The organism is Sphingomonas sp. NPDC079357, from assembly GCF_044901155.1.
In the GTDB taxonomy this organism is placed as follows: Bacteria; Pseudomonadota; Alphaproteobacteria; order Sphingomonadales; family Sphingomonadaceae; genus Sphingomonas.
In genome coordinates this window covers 359,389-375,504 of the sequence record NZ_JBJDOM010000002.1, presented here as the reverse complement: position 1 = coordinate 375,504, position 16,116 = coordinate 359,389, and the positions used below count along the sequence as shown (strand labels likewise).

At 69.5% G+C, this 16,116-nt stretch carries 11 protein-coding genes; 3 read left to right on the top strand and 8 right to left on the bottom strand.

The annotated features are described in order from the left end of the window. Positions 1–143: 143 nt before the first annotated feature. Positions 144–1,379: a hypothetical protein gene (locus ACI2JO_RS10690; protein ID WP_404720676.1), complete on the top strand. Its 1,236-nt coding sequence runs from the start codon at positions 144–146 to the stop codon at positions 1,377–1,379. Here ACI2JO_RS10690 and ACI2JO_RS10685 read toward each other — a convergent pair. Then, positions 1,292–2,137, bottom strand: a complete 846-nt coding sequence (locus tag ACI2JO_RS10685) for an energy transducer TonB (RefSeq protein WP_404720675.1) — start codon at positions 2,135–2,137, stop codon at positions 1,292–1,294. The genes ACI2JO_RS10690 and ACI2JO_RS10685 overlap by 88 nt on opposite strands. Before the next feature lie 69 nt (positions 2,138–2,206). On the opposite strand from ACI2JO_RS10685, the gene argJ reads away from it, so the two are divergent. Next, on the top strand, positions 2,207–3,433 hold the full coding sequence (gene argJ / locus ACI2JO_RS10680) for a bifunctional glutamate N-acetyltransferase/amino-acid acetyltransferase ArgJ (protein ID WP_404720674.1): 1,227 nt from the start codon (positions 2,207–2,209) through the stop codon (positions 3,431–3,433). An 8-nt stretch (positions 3,434–3,441) separates the two neighbouring features. Beyond that, positions 3,442–4,053 carry a glutathione S-transferase family protein gene (locus ACI2JO_RS10675; protein ID WP_404720673.1) on the top strand — a complete coding sequence of 204 codons (612 nt, stop codon included), beginning with the start codon at positions 3,442–3,444 and terminating at the stop codon, positions 4,051–4,053. A 526-nt stretch (positions 4,054–4,579) separates the two neighbouring features. On the opposite strand, the gene trxA is transcribed toward ACI2JO_RS10675, so the two are convergent. The 7 genes from trxA to ACI2JO_RS10640 form a co-directional block, all read right to left on the bottom strand. Beyond that, entirely contained in the window at positions 4,580–4,903 is a 324-nt protein-coding gene (gene trxA / locus ACI2JO_RS10670) for a thioredoxin TrxA (RefSeq protein ID WP_335307963.1), read from the bottom strand. A 47-nt stretch (positions 4,904–4,950) separates the two neighbouring features. After that, the gene (addA, locus tag ACI2JO_RS10665; protein WP_404720672.1) at positions 4,951–8,400 is read right to left on the bottom strand and encodes a double-strand break repair helicase AddA; all 3,450 of its coding nucleotides are present in this window, start codon (positions 8,398–8,400) and stop codon (positions 4,951–4,953) included. Positions 8,401–8,523: 123 nt separating this feature from the next. Continuing rightward, positions 8,524–11,499: a double-strand break repair protein AddB gene (gene addB, locus ACI2JO_RS10660; RefSeq protein ID WP_404720671.1), complete on the bottom strand. Its 2,976-nt coding sequence runs from the start codon at positions 11,497–11,499 to the stop codon at positions 8,524–8,526. Then, complete coding sequence (locus tag ACI2JO_RS10655) at positions 11,492–12,247, bottom strand: nucleotidyltransferase family protein (RefSeq protein WP_404720670.1); 756 nt, start codon at positions 12,245–12,247, stop codon at positions 11,492–11,494. Before ACI2JO_RS10655 ends, addB begins: the two co-directional genes overlap by 8 nt. Further along, complete coding sequence (locus tag ACI2JO_RS10650; protein WP_404720868.1) at positions 12,244–13,227, bottom strand: aminoglycoside phosphotransferase family protein; 984 nt, start codon at positions 13,225–13,227, stop codon at positions 12,244–12,246. Before ACI2JO_RS10650 ends, ACI2JO_RS10655 begins: the two co-directional genes overlap by 4 nt. Further along, complete coding sequence (gene tsaE, locus ACI2JO_RS10645) at positions 13,224–13,679, bottom strand: tRNA (adenosine(37)-N6)-threonylcarbamoyltransferase complex ATPase subunit type 1 TsaE (protein ID WP_404720669.1); 456 nt, start codon at positions 13,677–13,679, stop codon at positions 13,224–13,226. Before tsaE ends, ACI2JO_RS10650 begins: the two co-directional genes overlap by 4 nt. Next, the gene (locus tag ACI2JO_RS10640; protein WP_404720668.1) at positions 13,676–16,012 is read right to left on the bottom strand and encodes a PAS-domain containing protein; all 2,337 of its coding nucleotides are present in this window, start codon (positions 16,010–16,012) and stop codon (positions 13,676–13,678) included. The genes tsaE and ACI2JO_RS10640 overlap by 4 nt, the downstream gene beginning before the upstream one ends. Positions 16,013–16,116: the final 104 nt, after the last annotated feature.

Genomic DNA, 16,116 nt, shown 5'->3' with positions numbered 1-16,116 from the left:
TCAATTTAGGCTTCTACAGCAGCCGTCGCCCCGCACTCATAGCCGCGCCGGTCGCTTCGCTACCGCCTTGGCGCGGCGGGCTGTCCTACACCCTCCAACAAAAGCCACCCTCCCGCACCCTTTCCGCAGGAGGCGCACCCAACATGACCGTCATGACCCCGATGGAAGGCATCACCGCCCCCGCCCGCCGGGCCACGACGCCGCCCCCCGCCGTCACCCTCCTGACTGAAACCACCCAGTCCCGCCGCCACGACGGCTGGTCCGCCACCAACCAGCGCCTCTTCCTCGAAGCGATCGCCGAGGGTCACGGCGTCGACGCCGCCTGCGCGCGCGTCGGGCTGTCCGCCACCTCCGCTTATGCCTTCCGCCGCACCGCCAAGGGCGCGGCGTTCGCGCTCGGCTGGCGCGCCGCGTCGCTCGTCGCGCGCGAGGTCGTCGCCGAGACGCTGATGGTCCGCGCGCTCCACGGCCAGACCGACACCTACACCCGCGCCGACGGCACCATCGTCACCCGCCACCGCCATGACAACCGCCTCGCGATGAGCCTGCTCGCCCGCCTCGACCGCCAGATCGAGGCGGCCCCCGACACCGATGTGCAGGCCGCGCGGCTCGTCGCGCAGGAGTTCGACGCCTATCTCGATCTCGTCGCGCAGGACGCCGGCCCCGCGCGCGCCGGGCTGTTCCTCGCGCAACGCAGCGGCGCGCTCGGCACGCCGGCCGAAGGCACCGCCGATCTCGCCCCGCTCTACGCGCTCGCCGCCGCGGACCGCTTCGCGCGCACCGGCCACGCCAGCGCCGCCGACGTGCCGGTCGCCGATCTCGACCCCGCGCAACGCCAGCACTGGACCGCCGAGCAATGGGCGCGCGCCGAGGCCGCCGGGCTGATCGCCTTCGCCGCCCCATCCGCCGACCCGGCCGCCACCGCGCCAGCGTCTCAACATTCGCAACGTTCGCTGCCGCCCGAGCCTGTCTGGTGGGATGAGGATGCCAATGACTGGCGTACCGATTTTCCCCCGCCCGCGGATTTCTACGGCGAGGAGGATGGCGACCCGGCCTCGCCCGATTATACGCGCGCGCTGACCGAAGCGGAGGCCGAGCGGATGGGCCCGCCCCCCGATCACGACGATCCGGCCACGCTCGCGTCCCGTGCGGTCGAGCGCGACCGGTGGTTCGGCTTCGCGACCGTCGACGCTGCGCCTGATCCCGCACCGTCGCTCGCGATCACCGATGTGGAGAGCGGCTGGCCCGTGGCGGCGGCGTCATGTGCGCATCACGATCCGGCTGACGCCGGTCACGGTTCGGGAGGGAGCAGCGTCAGCCAGGTCGCGAGCAGCACCTGCACGGGCTTCGGCCCCCCGTTCGGGCCGGGCACTGGATAAAAAAGCTGATGTGTTTCACAGATCGTCGGCTCGTGGTGGCTTTTCATCTGCTCCGCCCATTCACCCCCCACCGCCATCGTGCAGTTCGTCGCCACGCCCTCGGCATCGACGTCCTGACGCGCCTCGCGGAACGACAGCACGCGTCCCGTTGCCGGAGCCTTGGGGAGTGGCGGCGGTGTGTCGCCATGGCGGACCAGGCTGTCCGAGCGCAGCCTGAAGCGCCCGACGACCTTCAGCGTCGCGCGCATTCCCGCCGGGTCGAAACCGGGCGCGCCGCATGGCGCGCCTTCGGTTGCTTGCGGCTTGCCGTCGACGATGATCTCGCAGGCTTCGATCGTGTCGTCGGCGGCGATTGTCTGGATCATCGTGAAGTCGTTGGGCCCACTCCCCAGACGAGGGTCGCCGGCGTCCGGCAGCACCCAGCGCACCGGCATGGGCATCTCGCTTGCGATCGCACGCCCCCGTGGGTCGCGCGCCGGATCGAACTCTCCGCTGGTGAGCACAATATCGCAGGTTTTCTCGTCCAGCGCCGACGAGCCAGTCGAAATGTCGATGCGGCATGCGGTCGGCCGGCCGGTCGCATCGATCGACACGATGGCGACCACCCGCCCCTGCTCACCGGCGCGAATGGCCGAGGGCGGATAGTTGTCGGCGCCGAACCAGCGCCCGAGATTGCGTGGCTGAGGCGGTTTGGCTACGCGCGGCACGTTCTTCCCCGTCGCCGGCACCGCCGCCAGCATCGCGATCAGCGCCGCCACCCGTCCCGTCATCCGCATTGCGTCACCATCCCCCTTTGCGCGCCCCGACCGCAAAGCTAAGGCGACGGCATGTCGACGTCCATCTCCCCGCTCGCCACGCCGTTCCCCGAAATGGCGGCCATTCCCGGTGTCACGCTGCGGGTCGCCCGCGCGCGCTACAAGGAGTGGGATCGCACCGACCTGACGTTCGTGGAATTGGCGCCGGGCACGACCGTCGCAGGCGTGCTGACGCAATCCAGATGCCCGTCGCCCGAGGTGGAATGGTGCCGCAAGGCCCTGGTGCTGGGCGAGGCACGCGCGCTGGTGGTGAACGCCGGCAACTCCAACGCCTTCACCGGCAATCGCGGACGCGAGGCGGTCGAGGCGATCGCGGCGCAGACCGCGCAGGCGATCGGCTGCCGCCCGTCCGACGTGTTCGTCGCCTCGACCGGGGTGATCGGCGTGCCGTTGCCGATCGACAAGGCACAGGCTGGCCTCGCCGCCGCCTTCTCTGCGCCGCAAGCCGACTGGCGCGCCGCCGCCGAGACGATCGGCACAACGGACACTTATCCGAAGGGCGCGACCGCGACGGCGGTCATCGACGGCCGAACCATCACGATCGCAGCGATCATCAAGGGTTCGGGGATGATCGCGCCCGACATGGCGACGATGCTCGGCTTTATCTTCACCGACGCCGCGGTCGATTCGCCTTTCCTGCAGGCCGCACTGTCGGCGGCGAATACACGGACCTTTTCGTGCATCACCGTCGACGGCGACACCTCGACCAGTGACACGGTGCTGGCGTTCGCGACCGGTGCGGCGGGCAACACGCCGCTCGCCGACGACGACAGCGACGGTGCGGATGCGTTCCGCGCGGCGCTGGCCGATGTCTGCCGCCAGCTCGCACTGCTGGTCGTGCGCGACGGTGAAGGCGCCACCAAGCTGATCGAAATCTCAGTCGAGGGCGCCGAGGGCGACCGTTCGGCGCACCGGATCGCGATGTCGATCGCCAATTCGCCGTTGGTGAAGACGGCGATCGCCGGCGAGGATGCCAATTGGGGCCGCGTCGTCATGGCGGTCGGCAAGGCCGGCGAGCCCGCCGATCGCGACCGGCTGGCGATCCGCTTCGGCGCGACGCAGGTCGCCGAGGGCGGGCTGGCGGTCACCGGCTATGACGAAGCGCCGGTTGCGGCGCACTTGAAGGGGCAAACCATCGAGATCGGCGTCGACCTCGGCCTCGGCGACGGCCGCGCCACGGTGTGGACCTGCGACCTGACCCACGGCTATATCTCGATCAATGCCGATTATCGGAGCTGACGCGCACGATGCTGACGATCTGGGGGCGGCTGAACTCGCACAACGTCAAAAAGGTAGTCTGGCTCGCCGAAGAGCTTGCCCTGACATATCAGCGCCACGACGTCGGCGGCGCGTTCGGCATGGACGACGCGTATCGAGCGAAGAACCCCAACGCACTGGTTCCGACGATTGAGGATGGCAACGTCGTGCTATGGGAGTCGAACGCGATCCTGCGCTATCTCGCGGCTCGGCACGGCGACGACGCGGTTTGGCCGGCCGATCCAGTGCGGCGCGCGCTGGCGGATCGTTGGATGGATTGGCAATTCGGCTATGCCGAGACGCAGCGGCCGGTGTTCATGGGGCTCGTGCGGCAATCTCCCGAGCAGCGTGACGCAGCCGCCATCGACCGCGCGACGATGGTGTGCGGGCGGATGATGACGGTGATCGAGGCAGCGCTGGCAACGCAGCCGTGGCTGTCTGGCAACACGTTCGGGCTTGGCGATATACCGATGGGTGTCTACGCACATACGTTCTTCGCGCTCGGGCTGGCGCGTGAACCGCTGCCGCACGTCGCGAACTGGTACGAGCGGCTCACGGCACGACCCGGCTATGCCGCAACCGTCATGATCCCGCTGACGTAAGAACGATCAGATCGTGCTTTACTCCTGGGAATGAGCCAGGGCGCCGACCTGCTCACTTGGACGCGGTGCGTATCAGCTCGGCAGACTGGACCGCGTCGAGCAACAGGCTCCGATACCACATGCCCATCTGCCCGAAACCGGGAAGGCTGAACCGCGAATGGCGCGCCGTGGGCAGCATCTGCTACGTGATTAGAGAGATCTGGCAAGCTGTGCCATATCGCCGCGGGACGACCTTGGCGATGTGGTTCATCTCGTCAATGACGTGCCACTAGATCGCGGTATACGACGTCGAACGCCGACGCCCCCATCGTAGCTCCTCGCACCATGGATGAATCGCGAACCCTCGAACTCGCCGATCCACACGCCCTCCTAGGATCGAGCCGCACGAAAACACCGGCACTCATAGTCCGACCCGCGGCTGACGGTCATCGCCCCGCCAGAGCGTTTCTCGCGCCAACACACCACGTGCCAATCGCCAGCGGAATAATGGCGGCGCCCTGCATCAACAGCAGCGCCGCCCACAGCATCAGCCCAGCTCACCCTCGAGCCACGCCTTGATCCGGCCTTTGGGCTCGGCACCGACCTTGGTCGCCGCCGGCACCCCGCCCTTGAACAGGATCATCGTCGGAATTCCACGCACGCCATACTGACCCGGCGCATCGGGGTTCTCGTCAATGTTCAGCTTCGCGATCGTCACCTGCTCGCCCAGTTCCTCGCTGATCTCCTCCAGCGACGGGCCGATCATCTTGCACGGGCCGCACCATTCCGCCCAGAAATCGACCAGCACCGGCTTGTCGGCGGACAGCACGTCGGTCTGGAAGCTGGCGTCGGTGATCTTCTTGGTGGCCATGTCATTCTCCTTGTATGCCATCAAACTAGGGTGCGGGGTGCGCGCGCTCAACCACCGGCGGCCAAGCTTTGCTCCGGGCCGGAGAAGCGGCGCTTGACGGGATCGAGCAGCGCGGCAGGCAATTCGATGAGCCGCGGCCCCGCGGTGTAGAGCAACGCCACCTCGACGCGGGCGCCGGGGAAGATCACCTCCAGCGCGGCGTGATAGGCGGCCATCTGACGCAGGTGATAATCGGGCACGTCTGCCACATCTGCCGGCACGCTGCGCCCGGTCTTATAGTCGATCGCGCGCACCACGCCGTCGCCGAGCAGCAGCCGGTCGATCGTCCCCGAGATCACGCGCCCAGTCGGCAGCGTCGCGGCGATCGGCGCTTCCGCCAGCGCCGCCGGACCGAAGAGCGCCGCATGCACCGGGTCATCAAGCACCGCCAGCACCGGCGCAACAATCGCTTGCGGATCGGCCACTCCCCGCGCGCCCAGCCATTGCAACGCCGCCGCCTCGCGCGCCGTCGGCGGCAATGGCGGCAGCCGCTCGAACAGCGCATGCATCAACGTGCCCCGCTCGGCCGCAAAGCGCGCGGCCGGCGCCGGCGGCGCGTCGCTGACCACGTCGTCACCCACTGATGACGGGGTGAGCGGGCGCGGCGGCTTGGCGTCTTCGGGTGCGGTGCGGCGTGCCCAATCGGGCAGCACGACTGCCACATCGCCCTCGTCCGCACCGCTGCCCGTCGGCGCGGTCGCCTTGGCAGGATGGTGGCCTGCGAAAACGCGCTCGTCCTCGCCTTCCACCCCCAAAGCGTCGAGCGTGCGCGCGGCCGCGGCGTACCAGCTCGCCTCGGGCGGTACGCCCTGCCATTTGGCGCTCAGCGAACCGGCGAACACCAGCCGTTCCTCCGCGCGCGTCGCGGCGACATAGAACAACCGCCAATGTTCCTGCCGCTCGCGCTCCTCGACGTTCGCCATGGCCAGGTCAATCGCACCGGCGCGCTCGGCCGCACGCGGGCGGAACACAGGGATCGGCTTCTCCATGCCCTCGGGCGTCCACATCAGCGTAGAGCGTGGGCTTGCGTCGGGATCGGCGGTGGCGTCCGCGAGAATTACCAACGGCGCCTGCAAGCCCTTCGCGCCGTGCGCAGTCATGACTCGCACCGCGTCGAGCGGGGCGGCGGCATCGCGGACGATCTCCACCTCGTCACGCTCGAACCAGTCGAGAAAGCGTTGCAGCGACGGCGTCGAGCCGGTTTCGAAATCGAGCGCGGCGTTGAGCAGTTCCTCGATCGGATCGCGCGCCTCTTCGCCGAGCCGCGCGAGCAGCTTGCGCCGCCCGTCGAGCGGCCCGGACAGCAGCATCTCGAGGAATCGATAAGGCGTGTCGTAATCGGCGCTAGCGAGTAGCGCAGTCAGCGCCGTGACATGCTCGGCGAAGTGCCGCGACAGGTGTCGCCACAGCGACCCCTGCCGCTCAACCGCGCGCATCATCAACTCGTCCTGTGTCCAGCCGATCAGCGGCGAGACGAGCAGGCTGGCGAGGCTGAGGTCGTCGTCGGGTTGCAACACGAAGCGCACGGCCGCGAGCAGGTCCTGCACTGCCAGCGGCGCGGACAGCCGCAGCCGATCGACCCCGGCCACCGGCACGCCCTCGGCATAGAGACGCGCGACCAGCAATTGCGCCAGCTCGCCGCGGCGCTTGACCAGGATCATCACGTCTTCGGGACGCAGGCGCCGCCCCTTGCTCTCCAGCATCAGCCCGCCGTGTTCGAGCGGGCCGAGCCAGCGCTTCACCGCCTGCGCGATGCGGGTGGCGTTGGCGCGGACCGCATCGTCGATCCAGCCTTCCTCGCCACCATCCTCGGCGTCGCTCGCACCCGCGGCGACCGGCGGCCACAGGACGACCGCGCCGGGGCCTTTTACTTGGCTGGAATGTGGCGGGATGGCGTCAGCGGCGCCCAAGCCCGCAGCACCGATGGTTTGGATTGCTTGATCGACGAATTCCAGAACGGGTGCGGTGGAGCGGAATGAGTCGGTAAGCGACAACCGATCGAATGGTAGACCACGCTCATGGTCTGGCATCAGATCATCGCCTGAAACCTCCCGCGCCTTCCGAGCAAAGTGTTCCTCAGCTGCTACAAAGAAGAGGGGATCGGTTCCCTGAAAGCCGAAAATCGCCTGTTTCAGGTCCCCGACGGTGAACAAGGTACGCACGGAGGGCGCATAAACGCCGCGGCCGACGAAATATTCGTCCACCAGCGCGCGAATGATCGTCCACTGCGCGACGTTCGTGTCCTGCGCTTCGTCCACCAGCACATGTTCGGTGATCTGATCGAGCTTGTAGCGGATCCACTCGCCGATGCCCTCCTGGCGCAGCAACGACACCGCGGCATCGATCAAGTCATTGAAATCCACCGCACCGCTGTGCCGCTTCGCCGCTGCGTAGCCGCGCGCATAGTCTCGTCCGACTTCCAGCGCGGCCCCCAGCATGTCCGCATAGGCAGCGCGCGTGCGCAACGACAGCAATTCGCCGCACCAGCCATGCATCCGCATCGCGTGGTCGGCATAATAGGGATCGGCCGGCGCGCGTCCCTTGCCGAACGACATTGGATCGCCGTCCTTTTTCGCCCACACACCGTGCAATCGATCGAGCGTCGCGGCGCGTTCGTCGGCATCGGCGGCGAGCCACGCGCCGATCGTTTCGGCGCGGTCGATGCCGCTCTTCGTGCCCCAGGCGCGATTGAGCGCTGCGATCGTGTCGAGGGTCGCACGATCGATCGCCTCGGTGCCGCACGCGTCGCGAATATATGCGGCTACATCGCCGAGCGGGAGCCCCAATTGTGTGCGAATGAAGGGCGCAACGCCGATCGGGAGCGCCTGGAGCGCATCATGCGCGCGCGCGCAATCGGCAAGGAACTGCTCAGCGCCCTGCTCGCCGAGGCGGATGCTCAGCGCGCCGATCGTTTCAAGCGGCCGCATGCGACCCTCGCGCTCGGCCTGTACCAGCATGTCCGACAGCGCCTGCCGCCGCAGCAGGGCTTCCTCGCGTGGCTCGATCGGGCGGAAGCCGGGGACCAAGCCCGCCTCGATCGGAAAGGCGGCGAGCAATCCCTGACAGAAACCGTGGATCGTCTGGATGCGCAAGCCGCCGCCCGGCGCATCGAGCACGCGCGCGAAGAGGGTCCGCGCACGCGCGATCATCGGCGGCGTCACCCGCTCGCCGAGCGCGGCGAGATCGGCGGCCAGATCGGTGTCGGGCATCCGCACCCACGCTGCGAGCTGGCGATTGACGCGCGCCGCCATCTCCGCCGCGCCGGCCTTGGTGAAGGTGAGGCACAGGATCGCGGACGGTTCGACATCGCGCAGCAACAGGCGGAACACGCGCGCGGCGAGCACCTGCGTCTTGCCGGTCCCCGCCGAGGCGGAAAGCCAGACGTGCGCCTCCGGCCGGCTGGCGCGGAGCTGCGCGTCCTTGAGCCGGGGTAGCGGGGTGATGGCACGAGGGGTCATGGCTGCACCTCCTCCGTCATTCCCGCGCAGGCGGCACTCCAGACACGCCGACGTTGCGCCCTCATCGCGAAGGTCCGAGGTTCTGGATTCCCGCCTGCGCGGGAATGACGACGACGAGGGTGGTCACGCATCGCGACCATACCATTCATCGCGGCGCATCAGCTGGTCGTATTCGGCGAACGGCGCGAATTCCGGGTGGAGCTTGGCCGTGAACGCTTCCTCGCCCGTCAGCCAGCGCGCGGCCGCCGCTGCAAAGCTGTCGCACGCTGCCCGGACGAAATCGTCGGTCATGATCCGCCCGCCCTTGCCCGCCGGGTCGGCCGGGCTCGACACCGCACCGAACGTGTCGCCCTTCCTTGCCAGCGACCAATATTCGAACGTGGTCGCTTCGCCTTTGATGCCCTCGAATCCGCCCATTTCAGCGATCGCGCCGAGCAGCCCGAGTTGCAGGTTGAACCCGCCACGGACCGCCGCGACCGAGGGCGCCTTGCCGGTCTTGTAATCAACAATTCCCAGGCCGCCATCGGGCATCCGGTCGATCCGGTCGAAGCGTCCCGTCAGCTCGATCCCGGACAGTTCCGCCTTGCCGCGCCCCTCGACCGCGAGCACCTCGCGGCCGACGGCACGATCGGCGAGCGTCTTCGCCGCAACCCATTCAAACGCCGAGACCAGCCGCGGCTGCCACAAAGCGCGCAATAGCGGATGCGTCGCGGGATCGGCGAGCAATGTCACTGCGCGCGGCAGCAGCTTTTCGGGATCGCACGCATCCTCGCGCGCCCAAGCCTCGAGCACCGCATGGACGGCGGTGCCGCGCCACGCCGCGCTGGGATCGGCATCGACCGGATCGAGCGCCGACAGCTTCAGTATCCGCCGCGCGTAGAAGGCAAACGGATCGGCCTTCAACCGATCGACCTCGGTCACGGAAATCTGGCGCGGGCGCAGCCGCATGGGCGGCAGCGGCTCGGGGCGATCGGCGGGCGTCGGCACGCGCGTTCCATCGAGCGCGCGGGCCCAAGCCGCCAGCGTGCTGTCGCGCGGGAAGCGCTCGCCGGTCATCGCCTCCAGCCGCAGCCAGAAGCGCGAGGCGAGCGCAGGCGAGCGCGCGTCACGACGCGCGCGGGTGAGCACCACCTGCCTGGCCCCCAGCGCCTGCCCGAAATCGTGGGCGGCGACACCGATCCCGCGTTCCAGCCCCGGCAACCCGAGTTCGGCGCGGACGCGCGGCGCAAGCCACGGATCGGGGGCGGGCAGCCCCGGCCAGGTGCCTTCGTTGAGGCCCGACAGGATCATCAGGTCGGCGCGTTGGAGCCGCGCCTCCATCAGACCGTAGATCGCGAGGCGCGGATGGCGCTCACGCGGCAACAGGCGGATCGCAATCTCGTCCATCAGCATCCGCAGCAACGGTGCGAAGCCGGCCGGGGCGATCTCTTGCGGTCCGAGCGGCGCCTGTGTCTCCAGCCCGGTCAGCAGGTCAGCCGCCGCCCGCCCCGCGGGGCCGCGCCATGCCTCGTCACCGGCCAGCAGGTTGGCGGCCTCGCGCAGACAGGCGACCAGCCCCGGCAACGTCGCCACCGCCGTCCCGAACCCGCGGGCGACCGGCTCCAATAGCGGGCGCGCCGTGCGCCACCATTCGGCGGCGGCCGCGTAAACCGGATGCGCGGCGAGATGGCGATCGATGCCTTCCAGCCCCGGCGCCGGACGCGGGCCGCGCAGGGCGCGGTCGAGGCGACGCACCCCGTCGAGCCACGCGCCACGTCCGTCGCCGAGCCGCACCAGCGGATGCTTGAGCAGCGTCAACAGCGCCATCGGCGCGAAATCCTGCGCCGCCGCCTCGACAATCGCGGTAAGCAGCGTGCCCGGCGGCAAGATCGTCAGCGCGCGCCCGGCGCTGTCATCCACCTCGATGTTCCAGCGCCGGCAATGCGCCGCCACCCGCCGCGCGAGCATCCGGTCGGGCGTGACCAGTGCCGCGGTAAGCCCGGGCGTCTCAACCGCCTCGCGCAGCTTGAGCGCGATCGCCTGCGCTTCCTCCGCCGGTGTCGCAAGCTCGACCGCGGTCACGCCGGTCAGCCGGCGATCGGCGGCGTCGAGCCGCGTCCACTTGGCGGTGAAGCGCGCGGGCGCGAGCGCGTTGGCGATCGCCCGCCCGCGCGCGGCGGTCGCATCATGCTCGCTGCCGCCCATCCAGCGCGACACCTCGTCGCGCGCCGCGCCGATCCGTTCAAGCAGCAGCTTGAGGTGGAATTGCGGATGCACTTCGATCGATCGCGCACGCAGGCCGCTGACGGGATCGGGTTCGTGGGGGCCGAGCGCCGCCCATTCCTCGTCGGGCAGCGTCAGGTCGAGGTCGGCGAAGACCACCATCCCGCCCGGCATTTCCGCCACCGTGCGCAGCAGGCGCGCGACCGCCGGCGCGGGATCGGTGATCCCCGCCGCGCATATGAAGCTGTCGGATGGCGATGCCCGCCACCGTGCCGCTTGCTGGTCGAGCAGGCGGATGCGGCGTTCGGCGGCGTCGATCGCGCCCAGCCGGTCCCGCTCGGCGGGCCAGCGGTCCAGCAGGATACGGAAGAGGCGCAGCGCCGTCTCCCAATGGTCCGACAGCCCCTCGCCCGGATCGATGGCCGCGAGCCGTGCGGGCGGCACCTCCTCGACGATCAACTGGTCGAGCGTTGCGGCGAGATCGCCGGCCAGCCGTACCGCTTCCGCGGCATCGACCGGACGCCCCCCGCCGGCACGTTCCTCCTCGACCAGCCGCGCGAGGATCATGCGTCGTTGCAGCGGATCGACGGCGGGAGGCAGCGGCGGCACCGCATCGGCGGGATCGAGCGCCGCGCCGATGCTGGCGTCCAGTTCCTCACCCCCCAGTGCGACGATGCGCGGCAACAGCAGCGCGCCGCCGCTCGCGCGCACGAACGCTTCGCGCACCGCGAGACCGCCACGGTTGTTCGGCACCAGAACCGTCCCGCGCGCCAGCGCCAGACGGTCACCACCGAACCGCCGCAACAGCCCGGCGACCAGCGCATCGGCAAACGCGCGGTGCGCGGGGATCGTGTAGAGCCGCAAGCCCCGCTCGGCCGGCGGCGCGGCGTCAGCCATCGGCGAGCAGTGCCTCAGTCCGCGCGATCGCGCCCGGCACGTTTACCTCCGACCACAAGCCCTGGTGGACGAGGCCGTAGGCACGTCCCGCCTCGATCGCGCGGTTCCAGAAGACGTTGGTCGAGAACGGCCCCTGCGGCCAGTCGCGGATCAGCCGCGGCGAGACGATCTGAACGCCCGTGAACACGAACGGCGCGACCCGCCCCGGCTTGCGCCGGGCGCTGATCCGGCCGTCGGGCGCGAGGTGGAAATCGCCCTGTCCGTGGTGATTGTGCGCGCGCGCATAGGGCACCATCAGCAACAGCGCGTCCATCGTCGCATCGTCCCACCGATCGGCGAGTTGCCGGATCGCGTCGGTCGGTCCGTCGAGCCACAGATTGTCGCCGTTGACGACGATGAACGGCTCGTCACCGAGCAGCGGGAGCGCGCGGACGATCCCGCCGCCGGTTTCCAGCAGTTGCGCGCGCTCGTCCGAGATGACGACATCGATGTCATGCACGCGGTGGCGCAGATGCGCTTCCAGTGCGTCGGCGAGATAATGGACGTTGACCACCGCGCGCTCGACCCCGGCGGCGCGCAGCCGGTCGAAGACGTGATCGATCAGCGCGCGTCCGCGCACCTCGACCAGCGGCTTGGGCCGGGTGGCGGTGAGCGGGCGCATCCGTTTGCCGACGCCCGCCGCCATCACCATCGCGGTACGCGGCACGCGCGAGCCCGGATCGGGGCGGATGTAGCGCGGGCGCGTCATGCCAGCCCCCGCGCTTCGGCGAGCAGCAACGGATCGCCGCGCCATTCGGGCGGCAGATTGTCGTCGAACCAGCGCGCGACCGGCGCGAGCGCGGGGTCGGTCAGGTCGCGTTCCAGATACGCCCAGACGCGCGGACACAATGCGGCGTAGCGGGGCTTGCCGTCGCGCTTCCACAGCCTTGCGAAGATGCCGAGGATCTTGGCATTCCGCTGCGCGCCGAGCACGTGATAGGCGCGCAGGAAAGCATCGCCCTCGCCGGTCGCGGTGCGGTAACGCGCGAGCATCGCCTCCTCGATCGTCGGGTCGACGTCGCGTCGCGCGTCCTGGAGCAGCGACACGAGATCATAGGCGGGGTGCCCCGCCAGCGCGTCCTGGAAGTCGAGCAGGCCGAGCGTCCGCTCCGCGCCGACCAGCATCAGATTTTCGGCATGATAATCGCGCAGCACCGTGACAGCGGTCGCGTCCTCGACATGGTGCAGCACCGCATCCCATGCCGCGCGATAGCCCCCGGCATCCACGGCCGCGCCGATCGCCGGGCAGTACCAGTCGACCAGCAGGCCGGCTTCGCGCTGCAGTTCGGCGCGGTCGTAGGGGCGCCACGGGCCCGCGGGCGCGGCGCGCAAGGCCACCAGCAGATCGACCGCCGCCTCGTACAAGGCCAGCGCGACATGCGGGTCGCCATCGGCGGTTTCGCGCAGCCGCACGTCGCCGAAATCCTCCAGCAGCACCAATCCGCGTTCCAGATCGACCGCATGAACCGCCGGCGCGGCGAACCGATGCTCCGCCAGCCACGCGGCGACGGCGAGGAACGGGCGCGGATCCTCCTGCGGCGGGGGCGCGTCCATCAGGATCGCGCGGCGCGCGCCGGCATGGACGCGGAAATAGCGCCGGAACGAGGCATCGCCGGCCAGCGGCTCGATCCGCGCGCCGCCCCATCCGTGTGCGTCGAGAAAGGCCGGTGCGTCTGCCGGCGGAATCATCGTGGCCATCGCCCGTCCCAAGCGTCGGGCGCTTCCCAAGTCAAGCGACGCGCGCCATCCGGGGCCATCGCGATGTCCAGCGCCAGTGCATCGCGCCAGCGCCCCACGCCTGCGCGCTCGGGCCATTCGACCAGCAATGCCGCGTCGCGCCGCGCTTCCTCCAGCCCGAGTTCATCGACCTCGTCAGGATCATCGAGTCGATAGAGATCGATGTGAAGCACCGGCAGCCTGATCTCCGGCGGATCATACGGCTGAACGATCGCGAAGGTCGGGCTCGGCGCCTCTTCCGCGAGCCCCAACGCGGCGAGCACGCCGCGCGCGAGGCTCGTCTTACCTGCGCCCAGCCCGCCGGTCAGGGTCACGACATCGCCGGGACGCAACACATCCGCAAGCCGCGCACCGATCGCCGCGGTTGCCGCGAGATCGGCCAGCCGTTCCTCACCACGCCTCATCGCCGCGGCAGGTCCACGGTAACGATCGTACCGGTCTCGGGCGTGCTATGCAGCGCGATCGTGCCGCCATGCGCCTCGACGAACTGCTTGGCGAGCGGAAGGCCGAGCCCGAGTGCGCGCTCGCCAGTCGTCGGCGCTCCCTCTCCGGCGAAGCGGTCGAAGGCACGCGCGACCTGCTCGGCGCTCATACCCGGGCCGCTGTCGCTGACCACGATCCGCGCGCCGCGCGCCTTGCCGTCAACCGTCAACTCGACCCGGCCATGCTCCGGCGTGGTCCCGATCGCGCGTCGTAGCAGATGCTCGATAACCTCACGGATGCGGCGCGCGTCGCCGGTCAGTCGCCCGGCCGAGCGCTGCACTTCAACCGCCAGATCGACGTGGTGCCTGCGGGCGCTCGCCCGCAGCGCGTCGACCGCCGCGTGCGCTACCGCCGCCACGTCGATGTCGGAGCGCTCAAGCGGGCGAGCGCCGCTGTCGGTCGAGGTCAGGTCGAGCACGTCGTCGATCAGCAGCCCCAGTCGATCGACCGAATCGAGGATCGCATCGAGATAGGCGATCGCGTCGGGCGAAAGGTCGCCGGCATAGCCGCCGTGGAGCATTTCGGCGAAGCCGCTGATCGATGTCAGCGGAGTGCGCAATTCGTAGCTCATGTTGGCCACGAAGGCGGTCTTGACCCGGTCCGCTGCCTCCAGTGCGTCATTACGTTCGCGCAGCGCCTGCTCCATTGCCCGGCTGTCGCTGATGTCGAGCATCGTGAACAGCGCGTTGCCGTCGGGCAACGGCACCGCAGCGAACTCGAACTGACGTCCGTCCGCAAGTGCGATGTGCCCGGCACGTTGCTGGCGTTCGATGGTCGCCGTGCGCACCAGCTCGGCAATCGAGCGTGCGCGACGGGGATTCGCCAACTTCGGCGCGACCTTTTCGGCAATGACGTCAACGCGCGGATGACCGGTGAGGAACTCCTCATCCAGGTCCCAGAGCGCGCGGAAGCGGTTGTTCCACAATTGCAGACGACCATCGGCGGAGAAGACGCCCAATGCCTCGAACAGATTGTCGAACGTCGCGGTGCGGACGCGCAGCAAGGTATCGCGTGCGCTGGCCAACTGGACCTGCTCGGTACGGTCCTCGAAAAACACCATCAATCCGCCGTCGGGGATCGGCTGTGCCACGACGCGCAGATGCGTGCCGCCGGGCAGATGCCAGTTTTCCTCGACCGCGGTTTCGGCATTGACGAACCAGTTGCGGCGCTCGGCCTTCCAGCCGGGAAAATCGCGGACCTCCGGGACGCGATTGGCCTCGCGCATCCGCTCGAGCACGCGGTCGAACTCAGGACGGTCGGCGAGCCATTCCAGCCGCATCGCGAACATGCGCCGGAACGGTTGGTTGCAGAAGACGAGGCTGCGGTCGCGTGCGAATTGCGCCACGCCCGCGGACAGGCGGTCGAGCATCGCGCGCTGCGCCTCGGCGAAGCGGCGTTCGCGCGCGTGGCTCTGTTCCAGCTCCTCGATGTCGATAGCATATCCCGCGACGCCGCCTACCGGCAGCGGCACGTCATGGATTCGCAGCGAGCGGCGGGCGCCGTCGATCGTGGCGGGCAGGACGCGTTGCTGCGGGCGCCCTTCGTTGCGCGCGGTCGCCGCGCCCGCGCTCGGGCTGCCCTGCCCCGAGCCGTCGACCAGCTCCACACCGCGACCGACCACGTCCGCGGCATCGCTGCCTTCCACCGCGCTGACATAGGCGGAATTGACCATCGCGAGCCGAAGATCGCCGTCACGGTACCACATCGGCAGCGGCGCAGCCTCGACCAGCCCCGTCAGGGTTTCGAAGGCGCCCGAAAGATCGTCATGCTCCGCGCGCAGCCGGCGCATCTCGCCCTCGCTGGCGGTCGAATCGTAGAACCACAGGATGACCGCGTCGCCGCGCCGGTCACCCTGTACGGTCAGCGTCCGTCCGCCGTCGCGCGCATGGATCGTGTGGGTGAAGTTCCGCGCCGACCGCTGACACGCCGCCAGCCCGCGCGACAGTGCCTGCGCCTCGCCGGCGTCCAGCCCCCAGCCTGCCGCCTCGACCTCCTGAAGATAGCCGGGTATTTCGCTGAACCCCAGCCAGTCGGCGACACGCCGCGCCATTTCGATCCGGCCGTCAGGCAAAAGCACCATCGGCTGCATCGGCGCGGCGGCGAGCAGCGTCTCGATCGTCTCGCGCTCGCTCACCGCCTCTGCCGCTCCCGCGCGAGCGCGCAATCCGGTTGCGATCAGGATCACTCCCGCCAGCACGAGCAGCAGCACCACCGCCCCGATCGCCACCGCGATGCTCGGCGAAAGCGGCGTCATAGAGCGTGCGAGTTCCGCGACATGCGGCTTGTCTAGGGTCGGCGTCCGTCACCGGCAAGCGGCGCAATGGTCGCGCACAAAAAAGGGCGAGGCTCGTGGCCCCG